Here is an 18,511-nt window from a genome sequence, read left to right as displayed (position 1 = left end):
CCATGGGGCTGCCCCGCTCCCAGCTTCCCCTCTGGGATGACATCCAGATCCTCACGGCCCAGCTGGCACGGCGGTCCCTGGCCGAATCCGCCCCGGTGGGCACGGAGCTGGTGATCGGTCCCCGGGCCCGGCGGCCGCTGAGGCTGGAGATCCCCCTGCTGGTGTCGGACATGAGCTTCGGGACCCTCTCCGAGGAGGCCAAGCGGGCCCTGGCCACGGGGGCGGAGCGGGCCGGCACTGGGATCTGCTCCGGCGAAGGGGGAATGCTGAGCGAGGAGCAGGCCGCCAACCAACGCTACCTCTACGAACTCGCGCCGGCGATGTTCGGCTACCGCGAAGACCTCCTACCCCGGGTGCAGGCCTTTCACTTCAAGGCCGCCCAGGCGGCCAAGACCGGCGCGGGCGGTCATCTGCCCGGCGCCAAGGTCACCGCCCACATCGCCAGGGTCCGCGGCATTCCCGAAGGACAACCGGCCGACTGCATCAAGGCCCTGGCCCTGGGGGCCGATGGGATCGCGCTGGCCAGTGCCGCGATCCAGGTGATCGGCTGCGTGGGCTCCAGGATCTGCCGCACCAACCGCTGCCCCACGGGAGTGGCCACCCAGGATCCCGAGCTGCGCCGCCGTCTGCAGGTGGAGCCTGCCGGCCAGCGCCTGGATCGTTTCTTCCGGGCCACGGTGGCGCTGGTGCAGGTGATGGCGCGGGCCTGCGGCCACGACCACCTGAACCGCATGAGCCGGCATCGCCGGGAGCGGAGCGGTGGCACCGACGCAACCATGAGACCGGCCGCCGGACGAGCTGATCGTGGCTGCGGAGTCCTGCAGCACTGAGCACATCGAGTCGTGCGAGAAGAGCAAGCTCAATGCCGATTGCTCGACCAGCTGGCCGGAGCACGGCAAACGCCCCCGCCGATCACGCGGACCTGCCCCACGGGATCGGACAGCCAAAGAGCGGATGGACCGGACAATCCGCTGGAAGATCGGCCAAGCGAGACGATCTACGCCTTGGGCAAGATCATTCTCGCCAGTCACCAACCGAAGCACATCAATCCATCCATGCGAAGCCCGAAGTGGACGCGGATTGGAGATTGAGGGCGCACTTCCTCATCCTATTTCCTTGATGATTCAATACCCAGACAACTCCAGCGTATCTTTGCATTGTTTCACCAGGGCATTTCGCCGGTGAAAACACCTTCCTCGATCCGTTTCCTTCCTGCTGGCCCCAGGGATTTGGGAGGGTGATTGCTGACATCGACAGCCCCGTGATGGTCCAGAGACAGCTGCCGGGCCAGGTTGGACGCGTCATGCAGCGTGCAGTGCATGCCATGGCTTTCAGCGGGGAAGCACACGGGCGCAGCATCGCCCGCGCGGAACACAGCTCCAGAGACGGACCCAACACGCATCCACTACGGCAGAGGCCAGGGGGCCAGCACCCGCAGGCTCCCCGGCAAGCACTCAAAGCAGAAGCGGTCGCCCTCAAGCATCTCGCCGTCCACCACCAGCTTCTGGGGTGTTGCCGTGGCGATGGTGATGCGGCGGGCCCGCAGGCAGAGCAGGTCACCGTGCTGGGCCGGGGTCTGCACCACCGCGGAGGCCGCCAGGCTGGCCAGGGCCTGCAGGCCCTGCAGCCGGTCCGTGGAGGTGGCGATCGTCACCTCCAGCAGGCCGTCGTCCGCAATCACCCTCCCGAAGCCCTGGGCCAACACCGAGGTGCCGGGGGCGGCGTTGGCCACGGTGATGGCGGAAGCCTGCAGGCTGATGGCCTTGCCGTCGATCTCCAGGTGGGCCTGGAAGGGCTGCTGGTTCACCAACTGCTGGGCGCCGGCCAGCACATAGGCCAACGGCCCCAACCGGTTCTTGAGTTCGCGCGTGGCCCGGTCCACCATGCCGGCCTCGAACCCCACCCCCGCCAGCAGCACCATCGGCGTGTCGTTGCAGAGGGCCGCATCCATGCGCTGGATGTGCCCCGCCAGCACCGTGCGACAGGCTCCGGGCAGATCGGTGGGGATGCCCAGGGCTCCGGCGAAGGCATTGGCGGTGCCACGGGGGATCACCCCCAGAGGCAGGCCACTGTCCAGCAGGGCTCCGGCCACGGCGGACACGGTGCCATCCCCGCCGCAGGCGATCATCAGGGCCGAATCCGGCCGCCGGGCCTGACGGGCCCGCAGCGGACCCAGCAGCGCCCGGGCCTGCTCAGCTGGATCGAGATTCGGCTGGGTGAAGCAGACATGCACCTGCAGCTGCGGCTCGAGGATCGAGCGGATCTGGGCCAGATCCTGGTTCGGATCGCGCTGCCCGGCCACCGGATTGAAGATCAGGGTGGCCAGGCGGCCCCGGGACAGGCCCCGCAGGGCCAGGGTGGCGCTGGCCTCGTTCAGCAGCAGCGGCACATCACGCACCTGACAGGCCCGCAGCAGCATCGGCAGCTCCGGCGGCGAACCCACGGGCGCCGCCGGATCCAGGAACGCCACCACGGCCATCACCTCCTGGGCAAGCACCGCCGCGGCCAGGCTGATGTCGCCGCCGGCCTCCAGCGTGCCGGCCATCTCCAGGCGGAGGTCGGCGGTGGAAACCTCGAGCTGCAGCGGCTCCGCCAGGTCGGCGGTGAGGCGCAGGGCAAAGGGGGCCAGCAGGGCCCGGTGCCGACGCACCCAAGCGAGCAGAGCGTCCCGGCGTGCCGGGGAGGCAAGCAGCACAAGCCCAGGCGGAACGCTCATCCCGGCGTTGCGCCAGCGGACGGCCGCACGGCTGAGGTGGGTGCCTTTTATTGGACAGTTCCGGCCCCTGACATCGTTAACCCAGGACGGGTGGAACATGGTTCGGCCTCAGTGTAGACCGCGTGGGGAGTTTTGCCTCCAAGGGAACTGTGAGGTCTTACATGGCAATACCGCCACAGGAAGCGGGCCAGGCTGATTTCAGCGTCCCAGCCATCGCTGTATGCCCGTAGGTAGACCTCCTCGTACTTGACAGTCCTCCACAGCCGTTCAACAAGGATGTTGTCGTAGCACCGCTTTCTGCCGGACCAGCTGATCTGGATCCGCTCCCCTTTGAGTCTGGCCACAAAGTCAGCGGACGTGAACTGACAGCCTTGATCGGAGTGGAAGATCTCTGGCCTACGGCCGCCTCCCAAGGCCATCTCCAGGGCCTCCAGACAGAACTTCGTGTCAAGGCTGTTGGAGAGCCTCCAGCTGAGCACATGCCTGGAATGGAGATCCATGATCGCCACCAGATAGAGGAACCCTTTCTGCAGAGGGATGTAGGTGATGTCGGTCGCCCAGACCTGATCCACCGACGTGACCTGCGTGAGGTCCACCAGGCAGGGGAACCGCACGGACGGATCACCTGGAACCGTCGTCCGGGGCTTCTGGTAGATCGCCCGTAATCCCATGCGCCGCATGAGGTTTCGCACTCGATCTCGGCTGATCGGGATACCATCTTGGGCCAGATAGTCCACCATCCGGCGGCTGCCGCTGCAGGGATCCTCCAGGTAGAGAGCATCGATCCTGGCCATGATCCGCAGCGTCGATACACGGACCGGTGTCGGCCGGTAGTACAGCGTGGATCGAGGCAGCCCCAGCAGCGCACACTGCCTGCTGATGCTGAGCTCGGGGTGGTCGTGATCGACCAGCTTGCGCAGTTCACGGGCATCAGAGCAGTTGAGACTTTTTTTGAGCCACTCCAGCTCCATCTGCAGCCGTCCGATCTGCTGGAACAGCTCCGCCTCCTTGGCCTGCCCCTCCTCCTTGTCCTTGGTCTTCTTGCCTCGGGTGAAGAGCTCGCTGGCACCGTCCAGGAGCTGCCGCTTCCACTGGCTCACCTGGATCGGGTGGATGGCGTGGTCGGCGGCGATCTCCTGGATCGTCTTGCGGCCACTGATCGCCTCCATGGCGACCCTGGCCTTGAACTCGGGGCTGTGGGTGCGGCGCTTGCTCATCGGTGGGAGCCCCTTTCAGGGGCGGTACCCCGCCTCAGAGGTTAACGATGGGGCCTGTCCAGAAAAGCCAGACCACCTCAGGCCGGGTGATCCACCGGTTCCGTAAGCCTGGGCAACAGCTGCACCAGGTTGCAGGGCCGGGTGGCGCCATCAAGCTGGGCGGCGATCAGGCGATCCCAGGCGGTGGTCACCGCATCGAGGGAGCCCGGCAACACAAACAGCACCGTGCCGTTCGCCACCCCCGCCAGGCAGCGGCTCTGGAGGCTGCTGGTGCCGATGGTCTCGAAGGAGAGCACCCGGAACAGCTCGCCGAAGCCCTCCATCGTCTTATCGAGCAACGGAGCCACCGCCTCCGGTGTGCCGTCGCGGCCGGTGAGGCCTGTGCCGCCACTGCTGATCACCACCTGCACCGCCGGATCGGCGATCCAGCCGCTCACCTCAGCGCGGATGCGATAGCGGTTGTCAGGCACCAGTCGGCGCGCCACCAGGCGATGGCCGGCGGCCTCCAGACGCTGACGCAGGGCCTCGCCACTGGGGTCGTCCGCCAGGGTGCGGCTGTCGGAGACCGTGAGCAGGGCGATGGCGAGGCTCACCACGATCGGGCCAGGCAGGAGTTGGATCGTAGGCAGATCCTGCAGGTGGGCTGCGGAGTTGGTCGACTCCGCCGAAAGGTCTCGAAGGACGCCGACGCTACAGGTGAGCCTCAACGGCGAGTTTCAGTACCGCGCACCATCAGGCAGCTGCCGGAACTCATCCCACACCACGGCAGCCTCCTGCTGGAGGATCTGCTGCGGGGCGAGACGACGCTCTGGATAGGGCAAGGCAAGATCATCGCCGATGTTGGCATCATCGAAGAGATCGGCATAATCCTGCCAACCGGCAGCGAAGTAGATCTTCGAGATCCTGGCCCAGTAGGCAGTGGCGTAGCACATCGGGCAACATTCGCAGCTTGTGTACATCACTGCTCCCGTGAGATCCACGCTCTGCAGAGTCTTGCAGGCTCTTGATTAGGTAGCAAGCTCCGTCAGAGCCCTTCCAGCGCGTAGACTGATACACATGTACCCGTCGGGATCGCTATGGCCATGAATCGGATCCAGTTCCAGCCGAGTCTTTCTCTGCCTCAGTTCATAGAGCTCTACGGCACAGAGGAGAAGTGTGAGGCCGCACTTGAGCAAGCGCGCTGGCCAGATGGCTTTCGTTGCCCACGTTGTCACACTCAGGAGCATGGGATCATCCATGGCCGGCGCCACAAGCGCTACCAGTGCCGGAACTGCCGCCATCAGGCCACCCTCACGGCCGATACCATCATGGAGGCGACCAAGTTACCCCTGACGACCTGGTTCCTCGCTTTCTATTTGGTGGGACAGGCCAAGACCGGCATTTCCTCCCTCGCCCTGATGCGCCATCTCGGAGTGAACTACCGCACCGCGTGGCTGGTTCACAACAAGATCATGCAGGCGATGAGCGAGCGGGAGGAGGCCTATGTCCTGCGGGGAAAGGTGCAAGTGGATGATGCCTACCTTGGGGGAGAACGACGTGGTGGCAAGACAGGTCGAGGATCGGAAAACAAGGTCCCCATCGTTGCCGCCGTCTCCCTTGATGACACTGGCTGCCCGGTTCATGTGAAGCTTTCAACAGTCCCGACGTTCTCGTTTGCAGCTATCGCTGACTGGGCCCAGGATTCATTGGCGATAGGGTGTGAAGTGGTATCTGATGGACTGGCTTGCTTCCGAGCCGTGGCAGAAGTCGGTTGCTTCCATCACCCTGTGGTAGTGAACGGACGCCATCCCAATGAGCTGCCTGAATTCCACTGGATCAACACGATACTCAGCAACCTGAAAACCAGCTTCAGCGGCACGTTTCACGCCTTGCGATTCGATAAGTACGCCGACCGCTACCTGGGCGCCTTCACTTACCGCTTCAACCGGCGCTTCAATCTTTCGGCGATGACGGACCGGGTGGTTCATGCCGTCTGTATCTGCACCGCACGTCCCGAGCGTCACCTCAGGAATGCGGAGCTTGCTACCTAATCAAGTGCAGGCTTGCCGAATCGCATTCACCTCGGCATGGGCGGAGGGATCATGATCCCGCATCACACTGTTGCCGGCAGCGCCGATCACCTGACCATCCTTGACGATCACGCAGCCGAAGGGTCCGCCGGTTTTGTTCACAACTCCGGCTTCCCGCATCAGCTAGATCGCTTGGCGCATGAAATCACTGTCTACGGTTGCGGAGATCAGGTTACCAGTGCAGGCACCCGCGTAGATTCGCCTACAAACTGAAGAAGATTTCCGCCCCTGGCCTCGTCCGAAATTCTTCTTGAACAACGACAGAATTGGATACGACTCAGCTCATGCTGGCAAGGACGAATTATCAGGGCCCTCAGGCTGAGCCTTGACAGCACGACAGCGCTGTTGCAGGGCTATGAGATCCCAGGTTCAGCAGCAGAAGAACAGATCAAATCCCAGAAAGATCAAGCCACGTTCAGAAGGGCAGATCCAGCGAACGCCTCGCCGAGTCAAGGCTCGGCGGGAAGCGGTGCGGTGAAACAACCACTAATCAAACTCCTGAACAAAGAAGGGCATCTTCAGACAACTGGTGAGCGCCACACTGATCACATTGCCGATAGAGGTGGCCAAGGCACCATGGATCTGAAGCGAGGTAAAAAGGGGATTGAACAGCTTCAGTGCCAATCTCACGATTGGGAAAAGTTCAAGTAGAATGAGTGTCGCCGTCTTCCAGTCCGGTGGTCCCTGTCCAGAGATTGGATCGACAGGCACCCAGCCGGGAAAAGAGGTGGAAACTCGAATCAGTTCAGAAGGCGGCATCAGCAAGCAACTCCTGGCAGATGCTGGAACTTTGCCAGGCCTCGAGACTCTCGCTGGCGTCCCCAGCAGTGGTGTAAATCCCCTGGGCCTCAGCCCCGGCGTAGCCGGGGCTGAGCGAGCACACCTCAGACGCCTGGCGTTGCAAGGGGTGGGCAGGCCCGTTTCCCTGGTTCGAGAACCACCTCAACCAGACGAACCATGTCGAGTCACCCCGGGGAACTTCCCCCCGAGGTGCTCACAGAACCGTACGTGACACTCTCGCGTCATACGGCTCCCATCATCCACATGCCACTTCACTGACTCGACGCCAGTGCGCGAACAGATCACGATGTCCAGACCTGATCCTGGCAAGTACTCGCCAGCTTTGGAGCCGACGACCCCGCAGCCTTTTGTACTTCTGCCGTAACCAGGCTGCAATTCTGTCATCCAGGTAGCGATACAACTTCCTGATCAGTTCTGTCCTATAGAAACGACCGTAGTACTGAATCCAGCCACGAATCACTGGATTCAGCACTTTAGCGATCTCCTCAAGCGACAGATACACGAGCGATGGAAGCCCTATCGACCTAATCCTCTCCCGCATACGCTGGAGAGCCTGCGGACTCACTGCCGGCAAAAAGCCTGTGTAGATGACTCCGCGAGAATTGCGAGACACACGTGGCCGAAACGCGAAACCAAGAAACGTGAACGTGACATCAGCAAGCGGTGCCCGGCGGTTGCTATCCCTGCAGTAGACCACCTGGGTCTTCTGGGGATGAAGCTGGAGGCCACAGGACGCAAAGCGATCCTGCAATGCCTCCAGCAACCGCCGAGCTTCCTTCTCGCTGTGGCAATGACAGATCACATCATCTGCATAGCGCTCAAAGGCAATGGCCGGGTGGCTCCGGCGCATCCACACATCAAACGCATAGTGCAGGAACAGATTGGCCAGCAGTGGACTGATGACACCACCTTGCGGTGTGCCCCGGTCCCTGGGATGGAGCGTGCCATCCGGCAACAGAACCGGTGCCTGCAGCCATCGTTGCAGGTAGAGCACCACCCAGCGCTCGGAGGTATGGGCCTTGATCGCGCGCATCAACAGGTCGTGATCGATAGCATCGAAAAACCCCTTGATGTCGAGATCGAGAACCCAGTTGGACCTCCAGCAGCGCTGACGGCAGACCTCTACTGCCTGATGCGCTGACTTGCCCGGTCTGTAGCCGTAGGAATCCTGATCAAAGATCAGCTCCAGCTCTGGCTCCAGCACCTGCTTGACCACCATCTGTGCGATGCGATCAGCAACCGTCGGGATACCCAGCGGCCTGACGCCTCCACCGGATTTGGGAATCTCCACACGCCGAACTGGTGGCGGAAGATAACTTCCTGATGCCATCCGATTCCAGAGTTTGTAGAGATTATTCTCCAGATCCTTGTTGAAGTCGTCCAGGCTTTGGCCATCCACACCGGCCGCCTGTCCGTTCCGTTTCACCTGTTGATAGGCCTTCCAGACCATCACCTTGGTAATCGGTAGCGGCTTGTCTGTTGTCATCCCATTCCTCCTGCCGTAGGCAGTTGATGGGAGACTCCAAACGGGATGATGCAACCCCTTGGCTCCGAGTCCGTTACAGACCCATCATCGCTACTACGGGTTGCTCCGCCCCTGCCACAGACATCGGTATTGACCCTCATGGTGGTGACCACTTGGGATGTTCCCTTGGCATTCCATGGCAGGTTCTCACGTTCCGCATCAGGGCCTGCGATGAGCTCGTGCCGTCTATACGCCGGCTGCCGTGTGGTCCATAGACAGGCTCTGTCCACACTGATCCAGGAGATTTGGGCCGCCTCCCGTTTTGGCAGCGTCTGAAATAGATATCGGCGCGTCATCAACGGTTCGCTTGCGCTCACCTTCTCGTCGCACACCTGACGGATCCAGTCCGCCGTTTCCCCGTCGCTCACCACCACGTCTTTTGAACGCAGCAGCACGGGGTGGTTTGGTACCAGCCCCTGCAGGCCGATCCCGGGAGGCCACACTCCCATCCCCGATGCAGTTTCATCAGCCTTGGCTTTCACCTGCTGACTCGTGACACACGCCCAAGACCCATCGTGCCGCAGTTGACCTGGCGCCGCTACTGGATGGCAGCAGTGCCGGCGAGCTGATCCCGGAGCTGGCCCGCCACGGCCTGCAGCAGCTGATCGAGCTGGAGGTTGCCGCCGTTCTGGGTGCCGACCGCCATGAGCGCAGCGAGGAACGGCTCGGCTACCGCAACGGCTACCGGCCCCGCAGCCTCACCACCCAGGTGGGCGACATCGACCTGCTGATCCCCAAACTGCGGGCCGGCAGCTTCCTGCCCTCGATCCTTGAGCCCCGCCGCCGGGTGGATCAGGCCCTCTATGCCGTGATCATGGAGGCCTACATCGGCGGCGTCTCCACCCGCAAGGTCGATGCCCTGGTGGGGGCCCTGGGATCGCAGAGCGGCATCTCCAAATCCCAGGTCAGTCGCATCTGCCAGGAGATCGACCAGCAGGTGCAGGCGTTCCTGAGCCGGCCCCTGCAGGAGTCCGGCTACGCCTACGTCTACCTGGATGCCACCTACCTCAAGGGCAGGCTGGGCAAGGCCCTGCAGGTCTGCTCACGGGCTGTCGTCGTCGCCATGGGGGTGAACGCGGACGGCCGCCGGGAGTTGCTGGGTCTCAAGGTGACAGGCAGCGAAACCGAGGGCTTCTGGAGCGAGTTCATTGCCTCGATCTAGCCGAAGGCTTCTGCGAAGCAGTAGGAGCGCGGCCTCACTGGCGTCAAGCTGGTGATCAGCGACGCCCACGTGGGCCTCACCAAGGCCATCAGGCGCCAGCTGCAGGGCTGTGTGTGGCAGCGCTGCCGCGTCCACTTCGCCCGCAACCTTCTCCAGCGCGTCCCCAAAGCCCACCAGGGCATGGTCACCGCCGCCCTGCGCTCGGTGTTCGCTCAGGAGGATGCCGGAGAGATCCTCAGCCGCTGGGATGACCTGGCCGCCTCGCTGGCGGAGAGCTTCCCCAAGGCCACCGAGCTCATGAACGAGGCCAGAGAGGACGTGCTGGCCTTCCGTCACTTCCCGCAGCCTCACTGGAAGAAGGTCTGGAGCACCAACCTGCTGGAGCGGGTCAACGAGGAGATCAAGCGCCGCACCAGGGTGGTCGGCATCTTCCCTAACGACGCGTCGATCACCCGCCTGGTGGGCGCGGTATTGCTGGAGCAGCACGAGCACTGGCAGCTGGAGGGACGCCGCATGTTCTCAGCCGAGAGCATGGCCGCCATCCCGGAGCTGGAGGATCTGCCGGCCCTGCTCAGCGCCGCCGCCGCAGAGGTGCAAGACGCAGGCCCCAGGTGATTGAGGTGGCAGCGCCCCCACAGGGCGCAGCGGCCTCAATCGCCGCCCGGGGGCCGGCGCTGTACCCCTGGGCTGCATAGAAGACCCCTGCCGCTCACAACACAGCCGCGATCAGACGAGAGACTTGACAAGTCAATCGCCTCATTTCATCGTGGAAAAACGAGGTGCATCTGCGCCTCAGGAATGACAGCCCGTCATTCCACCCTGTTCACCCTCTGAGTCAGGGCATTCGGGCCTCGGGTTTTACACCACGCAAAGGGACGCGGCCAGACTCTCTTTGGACTGAAAGGTACTCAGAATGGTCCAGACCCTTCCATCACCTCGGAGCGGGAAGATATCAGGTCGGTGCTGAGAAGCCACTCTGCCTGGGCAAGGCCTCCACCTGTCGAGCGTGCCAGGTCGCCAAGGCTTCACTCATGCCAAGCCGCACCAGGCCTGCTGCAATCAGCGTCACAGAATCAGCCATGGAGCCATACGATTTTCAATAGGGGTGGCGATCCTGCTTGTTGATCCAGGCTTGGCAGGCCTGGAGGGCAAAGTCCCGCTCAAAATCCGGAAAACACTGAATCGCCTTGCGCTGCTCCCAGGGAAGCTGGAAGTCGATGTACTGGAACTCATCATCGAATCCAATCATGCTTGTGTCCTCCAGCCGGGTGCCGAAGTACAAGCGATCGATCCGAGCCCAATAGATGGCGCTCATGCACATCGGACAGGGCGCTCCATTGACATAGAGATCACAGCCCTTCAGCATCTGAGCCCTCTCCGGCACTGGATCGGGAGATCCGTCGGGACGTGGAATCATTTTCAGATTGCCTTCGTAGACATCGGAACCCAGAAGCGCCTTGGAGTTGATCCTGGAGCAGGAATCAATAATTGCCGTGACCTCCGCGTGATAGACCGGGATTCCAGTGAGCAGCACGCGATTCTGACCTCGGCCGATAATCTCGCCATCCTTGACAATCACCGCGCCAAAGGGTCCACCCCATCCTTTCTCAACGGCTTCGATCGCCAAGCGGGTGGCCTCGTGAAGAAACCGCTTCTTGTATTCGACGCTTTCAATGTCTGGAGACGTCATGGCTTGAATCACAAAAGCAACAGCATGGCCAAGCCAACCCTGCAGGTGTCACCAGCCTGGCTCGCGACTTAATCTCGACCAAACGGGATCGCACTGACAAACGCAAGGCTGACAAACGCAAGGCAGACAAACGCAAGACTACAAATGCCGGTACGAGAAAAACCCTAAGCTGTCAATCATTAAAGCGACGAAGAATAATGCCAAAACCTCCTTACATCACAGGCTAGTCGTGCAAGTCTTGAAGAAGATTGTGCTTTGTCAAACGTAACAAGGTGCCAGATAAAGCGGGAGGTGCTGGCCAGCTTTGCTGTGGGCTTTCTGAAGATCCTTGCTGCTGATCCAGAGCTCAAAAGAGCAAGCCAGTGCATCCAATCTACAGCTAACGACTGGCTTCCCGTTTCCGCTCTGTATGGAGGGAAAGTCCTGAACCTCAACAAAGCTGGCTGATCTGATTCAACATGGCGCCAGCATCGCCTGGAACCATGACACCCAAGCCTGCCACCCCGCCTCCCCTCAACGTGCGGCTGTTCGCGCGCTTGCGCGAAAAGGCCGGCTGGGGGCAGCGGAGCCTGGCACTCCTGGATCCGGAAGCGGGCGGTGGCAGCGAACTGGCGGAAGCCCCCACCGCTGCCGAGGTCTGGCAGCGGCTCGGACTCGGTCCCTGGCCCGCCGGGGTGCGGGTGGCGGTGAACCAGCAGTTCGCCGATCCCACCCAGAGCCTGGCCCCCGGCGATGAGGTGGCCTTTCTGCCGCCAATCACCGGTGGCTGATCCCAGCCCAGCACCGCGAAAGGTCACAGCGACCCTTGCGATCGCCCTGGAGGCCGGGCCCTTCGATCCCTTCGAGGCGCTGAAGTCCTGGAGCGACGGCAGTGAAGCTCCGGCAGTGACCCACTTCATCGGTCGGGTGCGGGGCTGGAGCGCAGCCGGTGAACCGCTGGCGGCGCTGGAACTGGAGCATTACCCCGGCATGACCGACGCCCAGTTGGAGCGACTCGCCGCCGAGGCCGCCGTCCGCCATGGGGTGCTGGCGGTTCTGGTCCGCCATCGGGTGGGGAAGGTGCGCCCCGGCGAGGCGATCGTGCTGGTGGCGGTGGCCGCGGATCGACGCGGCCCTGCCCAGCGGTGCTGCCAGGAACTGCTGGAGGCGCTCAAGCACGAGGCCCCGTTCTGGAAGAAGGAGGTGCGGGTGGACGGCAACGGTCGGTGGGTGGAGGGCAACACACCGTTAACGGAGAGGGAGCGTTCCGGCACGGCAGAGCCCCAGCGGGAACAGCCGTGATGGAGGCCCAACCAGGGCTGTGGCTCACCCTCGGCCTGGTGGCCTTCCTCTACGCCAGCGTGGGCCACGCAGGGGCCTCCGGATACATCGCCGCCCTTAGCTTGTTCGGCACCGATCCGGAGACGATCCGCCCCACCGCCCTGCTGCTCAACGTGGTTGTGGCAGCGCTGGGGAGTTGGCAGTTCATCCAGGCGGGCCACCTGCGCTGGCGACGCTTCTGGCCGCTGGTGCTGCTCTCGATCCCTGGGGCTTTCCTGGGGGGCAGCCTGGCCCTGCCGAAGCGGGTGTTCCAGAGCCTGGTGGGGGTGATTCTGCTGGGCTCGGCCCTGCGGTTTTTGCAGAGACCCCAGGATCCGGAGCAGGTACAGCCACCCGGCCCGGCGACGCTGGTGTCCGTGGGCGGTGCCCTGGGGTTCCTGGCCGGGCTGACCGGAACGGGAGGGGGCGTGTTCCTCAGTCCGCTGATGCTGCTGGCGGGCTGGAGTCGCACTCGCGAGACAGCGGCCGTGGCCGTTGTCTTCATCCTGGTGAACTCCCTGGCCGGGCTGGCAGGCCTGATCTCCACCGGCAGAAGCGTGCCGGCGGAAGCCTGGCCGCTGATCCCGGTGGTGGTGCTCCTCGGCGGCTGCGGCGCCGCCTTGGGCAGCCGAGTTCTGCCGGTTCCGATCATCCGGTGCTGCCTTGCTCTGGTGCTGAGCCTGGCGGGAGTGCGTCTGCTGCTGGGCCCAGACGTCCGGAACGGCCCCCTGGAGCGAACCGAGGCAGGAAGCCGCCTGGATGTGGCCCCTGTGGGTGTTGGAGCAGTGGATGTCAGACCTGCTTCAGCCAGTAAAATTGATAGCTCTGCAGCAAGATATTCTCCTCGATCTGGTGGGGCCTGCGACCGGTGAACACATCAATCAGCGGAGCCGTGAAATCGAGCCCGCGCCGCCGCAGCACATCAACAGGGAGGGCCTGCGGAGTGGAATGGAAGTTAGCCACCACCAAGACCTGCTCGGAGGGACGCTGCTGATAGGAACGCAAGAAGCAGAGCAGATGCTCGTTACCCGTATCCAACAACTCTCGGTTGTTGAAATCGGCAAAGGCATCCAGCGACTTACGGATGGCGATCATCCGCCGTAACGCCGTGAACAGCCGATTCTCCACTGTGCCGCTCTGATGACGCCGCTCGGCATGCTGCCAATCAATGCTTGGCCGATGCACCCAGCGGTTGTCTGAGACCTTGGCTGGATCCTGTTGATAGCTATAGTCATTCAGCAGGCCAAGGGCATCACCGTTGTAGAGCAAGGGAATACCACCGAACGAAAAGATCAGGCTATGCAGCATCAGAATTCGACTGATCGCGATATTGATTGCCACCGGATTCTCTTCCTGCATCGCCTTCTCCAGACCCGCAAGGGAGGCCAGGGAGCCACAGATGCGAGCATCCCCCGTGACTTCATTGCGCATGAATGGAAGTCCCCGGGAGGGAGATCCCTCAAACTCACCACAGAAGAAGTCGGTCAGAAACCGCCGATGGGACCTGGGCTGATAACCGACAGCCAACACATCCTGGTCATCAAAACCGAAGCCGATGTCATCATGACAACGCAGATAGTTGAGCCAGGTGGCACGATCCAGCTTATTGGGAAGACTCCTGAGCCCCCGGGTGAGCAGCCTGGCGTTCTGGGTCGCCACCGCATCCCAGAGCAGGGCCATGAAGGTGGCATTGTAAGCAATCTCGCACTCCTTGGCGCTGATCGCATCTTCGCCGAAATATTTAATCACCTCGACAGGGGCGACAATCGCCTCAGCAATGAATAACACTCCCGGGGCCGTGGCCTGGCAGCAGTCCTTCATCAGCTGGAGCAGAAGATGGGCATTACGCTCGTTCTGACAGTCGGTGCCGATTTCCTTCCACAGGAATGCCACCGCATCCAACCGCATGATGTCAACACCATTGTTGGCCCAGAACAGCACCACTCCCAGCATTTCAATGAAGACTTCAGGATTACTGTAATTGAGATCCCATTGATAATCGTGGAAGACCGTCATGACCCAGCGCTGGGTCTCCTCATTCCAGGTGAAGTTGCCCGGCGACGACTCAGGAAAGACTTCAGGCATTGACCTCTCAAAAAGGTCAGGGATATCGCGACTCTCATACATATAGTAGTAATCCTGATAGATAGGATCTCCCGCGACGGCCTTCCGAGCCCAGGTATGCTCATCCGAAGTGTGATTCATCACGATGTCAAGCACCAACAGGATCTGGCGCTGACGCAGCTCCGAGGCAAGATGCTGAAGATCCTCCAGATCACCGACCCGGTCATCGATCTGCCTGAAGTCGCTCACGGCATAGCCGCCATCACTCTTGCCGATTGGACACTTCAGAATCGGCATCACATGAATCATGTTGACCCCGAGTTCCTGGAAATACTCGGTCTTGTCAGCCAGATCCCGCAGGTTTCTGGCGAAGCCATTGGTGTAAAGGGCCATGCCGACCCATTGCTGGGAGAGAAACCAGTTGTGGTCCTTCTCCCGGGCTATGTCGAGCGCCTCCAGCTCAGGCGAACGATTGATATAACCTTCCGCCATCGTTTCGACCAAGCCCAGCATCTGGCGCTTGAAATCAGGCCTGTGACCATATAGACGGAAGAACAGCGAGTAAATCGCATAAAAGTTGGCACCCAAGCGCGTATAGAAGTGTCTGAGATCCTGACGTCGGATCTCAGGTTTCAGGTCATCAAGAATTGCATTGAGCAGCGAGTGGGAGACCTGTTCATACATGATTCGAGTGCAGGCAAGAGAAACGAATCGTCAACACACTGTTCGGTTGCATTCAAGCTGGCCAATCAGATTTCATCGGCACCTGACGACGCCAAAGGGGCTGAACTCAACAAGGCTCGGCCAACCAGCCCGATAACTGCGGGTGGAAGTGAAGCACTCCTTCCACAATTCCGGCGGCGTAGTTGCCGTTCATCCCCATGAAGCCGCCCTGTGCCAGATAGAGAGTCTCCCGAGGGGATCGCTCCCCCGCAGAACAGCCTAGCTGGGCCATCAGCGCAGGATCTGCATTGGCCACAAGAACCGAAGGGAGGTCACTCGTCATCACCGGCAGATCATTGCCGCTGTCCCCACAGAAGAGGGTCTCAGAGGAATCAAAACCCAGCAGTTCCATCAGAAAGCGCACCGCATGCAACTTGGTGGCTGCAGGCGGCAACACATCCAGCAAGCCGATCTCAGCCTGCTCATCCATGCTGGTGATCAGACTGGCGCGCAGCTGTTCAAGCTCCAGCCGCCGCTCGATTTCAGCGCAGAGGCTGGGAACGTCAACATCCAGGTGGAGGTAGTAGCTCAACTTGTAGGTGTTCTGCTTGGCGGGCTCCTGCAAGTCCAGGGGGGAGAGATCCGCCAGCAACTGGTGGAGATCCTGGGCCGTGCGACCGGCCCAATCCACCCCGATGCTCTGGTGCCATCCGCGATGGGCCCGCCAGCCATCGGGAGCCACCTCCAGGAGAGTGGTGCCCACATCGGCCACCACCCAGTCCGGTGATGGGAGGGCATAGTCCACGATCGCCTCCGCCACGAGGGCGGCATCGCGGCCGCTGACATAGGCCAGAGTCACCTCGGGCCGCTGGACCAGGCGGGCGAACAGGCTTCTGGCGGCGGGCGACTCAGGCTGCCGCCCATTGGGGATCAGGGTGCGGTCGAGATCCGTGCAGAGCAACAACCGGGCCGGAGGGTCAGCAGCCATGGACAGCCTGCGGGAGCAGAGGGGACATCGCGGGCAGGATCGGGGCGATCGCGAACAGCAGAAGCCTAGAGATTGAAGAAGTCATAGTGTTCAAGGGCCTCAAGGATCCCTCTGGCGTGGGATTGCTCCGCGAGATAGACATGCTCGGTATCTCCCAGAATGGACAGTTCCTCCCGGTGACGGTTAGCAACAACAACCCCCAGGGTGTTGCCGCGCAGCATGTCTTCATCGCCACCGGACCCCCCGGTGGCCAGGATCCGATCCAACGGGATATTCCAGCGCTGGGCGATGAATCGCAAGGCCTGCCCCTTGGAGGCCCGGACAGGCACAAAGTCGAGATACTGACCAAATGACAGAGTCACATTGACCGATAGGTCTTGCTGCCTGAGAATGGCCCTGACCTGATCCAGAGACGGTGCATGTTGACTATCATAGTGATAGGAATATTTAAATTGACTTTGTTCCTTTCTCGACTGAGGCTGCAGACCAGGTAGCTCCTTCAGCGTCGCCCTGAGCACCTGGGGAGTCCAGAGGTGATTGATGTGCTTGGCCCAGGCTAGATCGGGTAGCCAGTGGGGAGCATAGTAAATTTCCGTACCGAGGCTGGTGATCAAGATATCCGGCACAGGGATATCATACTCGCGAATGATCGTCAGGACGGAATCGAGACGCCGCCCGGTGGCAATCCCGAACAGACAGCCCTTGCGGCGCTCACGGATCAACTGGCTGAGCAGACTCAGGCCTTCCCGATCCCCCAGCAACGTGTTGTCAATGGCGGTGAAGATGGCCTTGGTGCGCCGGCGGTCGCCGCTGAGGATTCGCGAGGAGGCCAGGGGCGATCGCTGCTGATGAACCAGCTGGTTGAGCTGATGGAGATAAGCCTCGGCATGGGCATCCCAGGAATAGAATTGGGCCACATGGCGCACTCCATTGTGTGAGAAGGTCTGCCACTGGTTGGCATCTTCAAGAATGGTGATCAGGGCCTGGGCAATCGCCTCCTTGTTGAGGGGATCCACCAACAGGCCATTGCGGCAGTTGGCAATGATGTCCACCGGGCCACCATTCTCCGTGGCCACCAAAGGCAGGCCACTGGCGGCTGCCTCCAGCAGGGTCAGGCCAAAGGGCTCTGTTAGAGCAGGATTGACGAACACACCCCGGGTGCTGGCTGCCAGGCGATAGATGAGGGGAACCTCATCGGAGCTGTGGTGCTTGGGCAGGGCGGCCAGGCCATAGAGGTCATAGGAATCCATGGCAATCAGCAACTCGGTGAACACCGTCTGGGGGCCTTCATCGAGATCCCGCACGTCATCACGATTGCCGGCCACGATCACCAGATTGGCGAGTCTCTGGAGTGGCTTCGACTCTCCGTAGGCTTCCAGCAGCGTGATGATGTTCTTGCGCAGATCCGGTCTGGAGAGCGCCAGAATCATGGGCTTGGTCGGATCCTTCAGAGAAACCTGAAGCCCGTCCTGAAAACCCGAGCCCTGAAGCGGATCAGACCCATCAGCAACATGAAACTGCTGGAGGTCTGTGCCGGGCGGGACGACCACCATCTTGTCAGGGTTGTAACAGTCATAGAGTTCATACTGATCTTCGATTTCATTGCGCGTGCTGGTGATCACGAGCGCCGCCTGGTTGATCACCTCCTCTTCGGCATCAATACGCCTGGAGATCTTGTAATCGTCCTCGATCTTTTCAAGGGCGAGACCCATGGAGATCAAGCGTCGATACTTGTCACGCCCCAGCGAGTGGCCCGTATGCACCAGGGGCAGCCCCGTCATACGGGCAAGTTTGACGCCCACGTAACCGGCATCCGCATAGTGGCTGTGCAGCACATCGGGCCTGGCGGGCTGATTCTGGATCCAGGTAAAGAGATGGTCGGCAAAACTGTCGAGGTGATCCCAGAGTTCCTCCTTGCGGAGGTAATCGGGCGGGCCCGCGTCGATCCGCACGATCCTCGCTTTGTCTGCCAGCGGCTCCAGAGGCTCGGCATAGTCGCCGCTGACGGCGGGATCCTCGATCCGGCGGGTGACCAGATCCACACCCGCCACCCAGGGGCTGCGGGCCAGGGCCTTGGCCAGCTCCACCACGTACTTGGTCTGCCCGCCCGTGTCGGGATCCCGGCCGAGTTCGAGCTGGCTGCCCCGGATCAGGCCATGGATGCTGATCAGCAGGATCCTGAGCGGCTCCTGGGGCACCTCCGAGGCCTGCAGCGTGCCGCCAGGGGCACTGGCTGGGGGGAGGGCCATGGAGCCAAGCGCATCAAAGACCTGAAGCCAGCCTGCTCAGGACTGGTGCCTTTCACAAGGTGAGGTCC

General features: G+C 61.8%; 16 protein-coding genes and 1 pseudogene. 7 read left to right on the top strand and 10 right to left on the bottom strand.

The genetic code is table 11. The features are described 5' to 3' along the window. Window positions 1–2: 2 nt before the first annotated feature. Window positions 3–830 carry an FMN-binding glutamate synthase family protein gene (locus H8F24_RS05740; protein ID WP_231598131.1) on the top strand — a complete coding sequence of 276 codons (828 nt, stop codon included), beginning with the start codon at window positions 3–5 and terminating at the stop codon, window positions 828–830. A 575-nt stretch (window positions 831–1,405) separates the two neighbouring features. On the opposite strand, the gene H8F24_RS05735 is transcribed toward H8F24_RS05740, so the two are convergent. From H8F24_RS05735 to H8F24_RS05720, 4 genes are all read right to left on the bottom strand, one after another. After that, window positions 1,406–2,716 carry a diacylglycerol kinase family protein gene (locus tag H8F24_RS05735; protein WP_197171355.1) on the bottom strand — a complete coding sequence of 437 codons (1,311 nt, stop codon included), beginning with the start codon at window positions 2,714–2,716 and terminating at the stop codon, window positions 1,406–1,408. A 47-nt stretch (window positions 2,717–2,763) separates the two neighbouring features. After that, window positions 2,764–3,933, bottom strand: coding sequence for an IS3 family transposase (locus H8F24_RS05730; protein ID WP_197158554.1), 1,170 nt, complete (start codon window positions 3,931–3,933; stop codon window positions 2,764–2,766). A gap of 77 nt (window positions 3,934–4,010) precedes the next feature. Continuing rightward, the gene (moaB, locus tag H8F24_RS05725; RefSeq protein WP_197171354.1) at window positions 4,011–4,526 is read right to left on the bottom strand and encodes a molybdenum cofactor biosynthesis protein B; all 516 of its coding nucleotides are present in this window, start codon (window positions 4,524–4,526) and stop codon (window positions 4,011–4,013) included. A 123-nt stretch (window positions 4,527–4,649) separates the two neighbouring features. Beyond that, the gene (locus tag H8F24_RS05720; protein WP_231598359.1) at window positions 4,650–4,865 is read right to left on the bottom strand and encodes a hypothetical protein; all 216 of its coding nucleotides are present in this window, start codon (window positions 4,863–4,865) and stop codon (window positions 4,650–4,652) included. 144 nt (window positions 4,866–5,009) lie between these two features. On the opposite strand from H8F24_RS05720, the gene H8F24_RS05715 reads away from it, so the two are divergent. After that, on the top strand, window positions 5,010–5,963 hold the full coding sequence (locus H8F24_RS05715; protein WP_197171353.1) for an IS1595 family transposase: 954 nt from the start codon (window positions 5,010–5,012) through the stop codon (window positions 5,961–5,963). Here H8F24_RS05715 and H8F24_RS05710 read toward each other — a convergent pair whose 3' ends face one another. After that, on the bottom strand, window positions 5,964–6,122 hold the full coding sequence (locus H8F24_RS05710; RefSeq protein ID WP_231598130.1) for a deaminase: 159 nt from the start codon (window positions 6,120–6,122) through the stop codon (window positions 5,964–5,966). A 225-nt stretch (window positions 6,123–6,347) separates the two neighbouring features. Between H8F24_RS05710 and H8F24_RS05705 the strand changes: the two genes are divergently transcribed. Beyond that, window positions 6,348–6,653: a hypothetical protein gene (locus tag H8F24_RS05705; RefSeq protein ID WP_197171352.1), complete on the top strand. Its 306-nt coding sequence runs from the start codon at window positions 6,348–6,350 to the stop codon at window positions 6,651–6,653. 385 nt (window positions 6,654–7,038) lie between these two features. Here the strand turns inward: H8F24_RS05705 and ltrA are convergent, their stop codons facing one another. Then, on the bottom strand, window positions 7,039–8,289 hold the full coding sequence (gene ltrA / locus H8F24_RS05700; protein WP_231597684.1) for a group II intron reverse transcriptase/maturase: 1,251 nt from the start codon (window positions 8,287–8,289) through the stop codon (window positions 7,039–7,041). A 640-nt stretch (window positions 8,290–8,929) separates the two neighbouring features. Here ltrA and H8F24_RS05695 point away from each other — a divergent pair. Then, window positions 8,930–10,105: pseudogene (locus tag H8F24_RS05695) on the top strand (IS256 family transposase). A 481-nt stretch (window positions 10,106–10,586) separates the two neighbouring features. Here the strand turns inward: H8F24_RS05695 and H8F24_RS05690 are convergent. Then, entirely contained in the window at window positions 10,587–11,180 is a 594-nt protein-coding gene (locus H8F24_RS05690; RefSeq protein ID WP_197171351.1) for a nucleoside deaminase, read from the bottom strand. A gap of 482 nt (window positions 11,181–11,662) precedes the next feature. Between H8F24_RS05690 and H8F24_RS05685 the strand changes: the two genes are divergently transcribed. Genes H8F24_RS05685 through H8F24_RS05675 form a run of 3 tightly spaced genes read left to right on the top strand, consistent with a single transcriptional unit; the run spans window position 11,663 to window position 13,351 of the window. After that, a complete protein-coding gene (locus H8F24_RS05685) occupies window positions 11,663–11,950 on the top strand; it encodes a MoaD/ThiS family protein (RefSeq protein ID WP_197171350.1) in 288 nt (95 codons plus the stop codon). Beyond that, window positions 11,943–12,461 carry a molybdenum cofactor biosynthesis protein MoaE gene (locus H8F24_RS05680; RefSeq protein ID WP_370594799.1) on the top strand — a complete coding sequence of 173 codons (519 nt, stop codon included), beginning with the start codon at window positions 11,943–11,945 and terminating at the stop codon, window positions 12,459–12,461. The genes H8F24_RS05685 and H8F24_RS05680 overlap by 8 nt, the downstream gene beginning before the upstream one ends. Then, on the top strand, window positions 12,461–13,351 hold the full coding sequence (locus H8F24_RS05675; RefSeq protein ID WP_197171347.1) for a sulfite exporter TauE/SafE family protein: 891 nt from the start codon (window positions 12,461–12,463) through the stop codon (window positions 13,349–13,351). The genes H8F24_RS05680 and H8F24_RS05675 overlap by 1 nt, the downstream gene beginning before the upstream one ends. Here the strand turns inward: H8F24_RS05675 and H8F24_RS05670 are convergent. The 3 genes from H8F24_RS05670 to H8F24_RS05660 form a co-directional block, all read right to left on the bottom strand. Further along, window positions 13,272–15,227: an alpha-amylase family glycosyl hydrolase gene (locus H8F24_RS05670; protein ID WP_197171345.1), complete on the bottom strand. Its 1,956-nt coding sequence runs from the start codon at window positions 15,225–15,227 to the stop codon at window positions 13,272–13,274. The genes H8F24_RS05675 and H8F24_RS05670 overlap by 80 nt on opposite strands. Before the next feature lie 106 nt (window positions 15,228–15,333). Further along, window positions 15,334–16,194, bottom strand: a complete 861-nt coding sequence (locus H8F24_RS05665) for an HAD family hydrolase (RefSeq protein ID WP_197171343.1) — start codon at window positions 16,192–16,194, stop codon at window positions 15,334–15,336. 65 nt (window positions 16,195–16,259) lie between these two features. Next, window positions 16,260–18,443 carry an HAD-IIB family hydrolase gene (locus H8F24_RS05660; RefSeq protein WP_197171341.1) on the bottom strand — a complete coding sequence of 728 codons (2,184 nt, stop codon included), beginning with the start codon at window positions 18,441–18,443 and terminating at the stop codon, window positions 16,260–16,262. Window positions 18,444–18,511: the final 68 nt, after the last annotated feature.

It is taken from the genome of Synechococcus sp. CBW1002 (assembly GCF_015840915.1).
Taxonomy (GTDB): Bacteria; Cyanobacteriota; Cyanobacteriia; order PCC-6307; family Cyanobiaceae; genus CBW1002.
This window is presented reverse-complemented; position numbering and strand designations above follow the sequence as displayed.

What these genes read in the sequence shown, in the direction of transcription:
- H8F24_RS05720 (WP_231598359.1), bottom strand. Translation starts at nt 4,865, where the DNA reads ATGTGCTACGCCACTGCCTACTGGGCCAGGATCTCGAAGATCTACTTC.
- H8F24_RS05660 (WP_197171341.1), bottom strand. Translation starts at nt 18,443, where the DNA reads ATGGCCCTCCCCCCAGCCAGTGCCCCTGGCGGCACGCTGCAGGCCTCG.
- H8F24_RS05665 (WP_197171343.1), bottom strand. Translation starts at nt 16,194, where the DNA reads ATGGCTGCTGACCCTCCGGCCCGGTTGTTGCTCTGCACGGATCTCGAC.
- H8F24_RS05740 (WP_231598131.1), top strand. Translation starts at nt 3, where the DNA reads ATGGGGCTGCCCCGCTCCCAGCTTCCCCTCTGGGATGACATCCAGATC.
- H8F24_RS05685 (WP_197171350.1), top strand. Translation starts at nt 11,663, where the DNA reads ATGACACCCAAGCCTGCCACCCCGCCTCCCCTCAACGTGCGGCTGTTC.
- H8F24_RS05730 (WP_197158554.1), bottom strand. Translation starts at nt 3,933, where the DNA reads ATGAGCAAGCGCCGCACCCACAGCCCCGAGTTCAAGGCCAGGGTCGCC.
- H8F24_RS05675 (WP_197171347.1), top strand. Translation starts at nt 12,461, where the DNA reads ATGGAGGCCCAACCAGGGCTGTGGCTCACCCTCGGCCTGGTGGCCTTC.
- H8F24_RS05670 (WP_197171345.1), bottom strand. Translation starts at nt 15,227, where the DNA reads ATGTATGAACAGGTCTCCCACTCGCTGCTCAATGCAATTCTTGATGAC.
- H8F24_RS05715 (WP_197171353.1), top strand. Translation starts at nt 5,010, where the DNA reads ATGGCCATGAATCGGATCCAGTTCCAGCCGAGTCTTTCTCTGCCTCAG.
- H8F24_RS05710 (WP_231598130.1), bottom strand. Translation starts at nt 6,122, where the DNA reads ATGCGGGAAGCCGGAGTTGTGAACAAAACCGGCGGACCCTTCGGCTGC.
- H8F24_RS05690 (WP_197171351.1), bottom strand. Translation starts at nt 11,180, where the DNA reads ATGACGTCTCCAGACATTGAAAGCGTCGAATACAAGAAGCGGTTTCTT.
- ltrA (WP_231597684.1), bottom strand. Translation starts at nt 8,289, where the DNA reads ATGACAACAGACAAGCCGCTACCGATTACCAAGGTGATGGTCTGGAAG.
- H8F24_RS05735 (WP_197171355.1), bottom strand. Translation starts at nt 2,716, where the DNA reads ATGAGCGTTCCGCCTGGGCTTGTGCTGCTTGCCTCCCCGGCACGCCGG.